General features: G+C 71.9%; 1 protein-coding gene and 3 pseudogenes. 3 read left to right on the forward strand and 1 reads right to left on the reverse strand.

The window, feature by feature from the left end; translation table 11 throughout:
* The 3 genes and pseudogenes from HF526_RS34295 to HF526_RS36705 all read left to right on the forward strand — a co-directional run.
* Positions 1-224 (forward strand): annotated as a pseudogene (locus tag HF526_RS34295) (2-oxoacid:ferredoxin oxidoreductase subunit beta); the annotation flags it as partial.
* Positions 225-271: 47 nt separating this feature from the next.
* A pseudogene (gene paaZ / locus HF526_RS34300) lies at positions 272-1,684 on the forward strand (phenylacetic acid degradation bifunctional protein PaaZ); the annotation flags it as partial.
* A 56-nt stretch (positions 1,685-1,740) separates the two neighbouring features.
* Positions 1,741-1,971: a hypothetical protein gene (locus HF526_RS36705; protein ID WP_211178224.1), complete on the forward strand. Its 231-nt coding sequence runs from the start codon at positions 1,741-1,743 to the stop codon at positions 1,969-1,971.
* A gap of 608 nt (positions 1,972-2,579) precedes the next feature.
* Here the strand turns inward: HF526_RS36705 and HF526_RS36055 are convergent.
* A pseudogene (locus HF526_RS36055) lies at positions 2,580-2,852 on the reverse strand (hypothetical protein); the annotation flags it as partial.
* Positions 2,853-2,911: the final 59 nt, after the last annotated feature.

The following is a 2,911-nucleotide window of genomic DNA, read 5'->3' on the forward strand; positions in this document are numbered from 1 at the left end:
AGATCGTGGTCCACGACCAGACCGACCACAACCTGGCCTTCGCCCTGTCGAGGCTGTCCGACCAGGACCTCACCCACACCGTCACCGGCATCTTCCGCAACGTCGACCGCACCACCTACGACGACGCGGTCCGCGCCCAGGTCCAGCAGGCCAAGGACAAGGCCGGCACACCCGACCTGCAGTCCCTGCTCAACGGCCGCGACACCTGGACCGTCGCCGGCTGAGTGCGACTGACGAGGAGAGGCACGATCGATGAAGTTGTTCACGAGCCATGCCGTCGACCGCCACAGGGAGCCTGTCCGCGAGCCGGGAGCTGACCTTCCACCAGCGAGCGGACCTGCTGAAGGCGCTGGCCGCACACCTGCGGGAGCAGCGCCCGGCGTTCTACGAGCTGTCCGCCCGGACGGGGGCCACCCTGTTCGACTCGAAGTTCGACGTCGACGGCGGGATCGCTGTGCTCGGCGCGTACGCGGCGCTCGGGCGGGACCGGCTTCCGGACGCCACGATCCTCGTCGAGGACGAGCCCCAGCGGTTGAGCAAGGCCGGCGACTTCCTCGCCCGGCACGTCGCGGTGCCCCTGCACGGCGTCGCGGTGCAGATCAACGCCTACAACTTCCCTGTCTGGGGCATGCTCGAGAAGCGCGCTCCCGCGCTGCTGGCGGGCGTGCCGTCGATCGTCAAGCCTGCGACGCAGACCGCGTACCTCGCAGAGCTCGTGGTCCGCTCCATCATCGGCTCCGGGATCCTGCCCGAGGGCGCGCTCCAGTTCGTCGCCGGCTCGGTCGGCGACCTGCTCGACCACCTCACCCCGCAGGACCTCGTGTCGTTCACCGGTTCCGCCGCGACCGGTCAGCGGCTGCGCACCCACCCGGCCGTTGTCACCCGGTCCGTGCGGTTCAACGCCGAGCCCGACTCCCTGAACTGCTCGATCCTCGGTCCGGACACGGGGCCGGGGACGCCGGAGTTCGACCTCTACGTCGGCCAACTCGTCACGGAGATGACGGTCAAGGCTGGGCAGAAGTGCACGGCGATCCGCCGCGCCCTGGTTCCGCGCGAGCACGTCGACGCGGTGATCGAGGCGACCCGGGACCGGCTCGGGAAGGTAGTCGTCGGGAACCCGCGCAGCGAGGGCGTGACGATGGGCGCGCTCGCGGGCCTGCAGCAGCGCGAGGAGGTGCGCTGCTCGCTCAAGGCGCTGACCGACGTCGCACGCGTCGTCGCCGGCGACCCGAACCGGTTCGGGGTCGTCGATGCGGACCCGGAGCGCGGCGCGTTCCTGCCACCGATCCTGCTGCACTGCGCCGACAACGACCGCCCGGAGCCGCATGAGGTGGAGGCGTTCGGTCCGGTCAGCACCGTGCTCGGTTACGACGGCCTCGACGACGCGGTCCGGCTCGCCGCCCGCGGACAGGGCAGCCTGGCCGGATCCGTGGTGACACACAACCCGGAGGTCGCCCGCGCGGTCGTGCTCGGCCTCGCGCCCTGGCACGGGCGGGTCCTCGTGCTCGACCGCGAGGGCGCGAAGGGATCCACCGGGCACGGTTCGCCACTCCCGGGACTGGTGCACGGCGGTCCGGGCCGCGCCGGCGGCGGCGCCGAGCTCGGCGGCCTGCACGGCGTGCTGCACCACATGCAGCGCACGGCGGTGCAGGCCGGGCCGACGCTGCTCGGGGCGGTCGCGGGGGAGCGGGCGTGAGTACGTCTGCGCCGCAGGCGGTCGGCGTGATCGGCGGCGGCACGATGGGCACCGGGATCGCTTACGTGTTCGCCGCCGCCGGGTGCGCGGTCACGCTGATCGAGCCCAGCTCGCTGGCCGCGGCGGGTCGTGGTGCGGCGATCTGCGCCGCGCGTAGCCGGTGGCGTTGGGCTCGGCTCAGGACCAGCGGCCGGGTGCGGACGATGGTGTCGTCGAGGATGACCTGGGCGAGGTCGTTGTCGAGGCGGATGATCACGCGCCGTCCGGCGTGCTGAGCGCCGACCGGGACGTACTGACCGGCCAGCGACACGTTCCCGGAGCGATTGACGGTGCGGTGGACCTCGACCGGGTCCCGTTCGGTGGCCGCTGGGCGTGCGGGTGGTGGGCCTGTGGGGCGGGCTCCGTCGGCGCGTAGTCGGGCCAGGCCGGTGGTGGTGATCCTCGAGGGCAGGGTCTTGAGATAGACGCCGTCGACGGCCAGGTGGACGGTGGTGGTGTCGATCCAGAACCTCACCGTTCGACCGGCCCGCTGGGTGCCGAGCCAGAACTGCTGGCCGGCGACGTCGAGGTTCCCGCTGGCGGGGACGACGCGGTCGAGCTCGACCGGGGCGAGCGCCTCGAGGTCGCGGTGCGCCGGTGGCGGTCGGAGGTCGACTGTGGGAACCAGCGCGGCGGGTGCCGGGAGGGCCTCAGCGAGGGCCTCGGTGGGTTGTTCGGTGGGCTGCCCGGGCGGTGTGGGTGCCGGGACGCCGGTGAGTTCGGGTGGTGCCCAGAGCGGGAGGTCGGCGCGTTCGCAGGCCGGGACCGGGACGAAGTGGACGGCGGGCGGGTCCATGTCACGGGCCTGATGCGGGCGGGTGTGGTTGTAGTCGTGCACCCACGCATCCACTGCCGCCTGAGCTGCGCCGATGTCGGGAAACGGGCCGTGCTCGGCCAGGTGTGGGTCGAGCAGCTCGACCTGGATGCTCTGGTGGAAGCGCTCGATCTTCCCGGTGGTCGTAGGCGAGCGGATCTTCGTGCGGAGGTGGTCGATGCCGTTGCGCCGGCAGATCCGCTCGAAGAGGACCTCGCAGCGTTTCGGGCGGACGTAGTACTCCAGTCGTAGATCGTGATCATGTCTCGGGTCGTCGTTTGTAGTGGCTGCTGCGAGCTCGATGTTGGTGGCGTCGTCGCCAGTCGGTCCAGGCCAGCGGGTCGGCGAGGCGGCGGGCGGGT

It is taken from the genome of Pseudonocardia acidicola, from assembly GCF_012911935.1.
GTDB classification, from domain to species: domain Bacteria; phylum Actinomycetota; class Actinomycetes; order Mycobacteriales; family Pseudonocardiaceae; genus Pseudonocardia; species Pseudonocardia acidicola.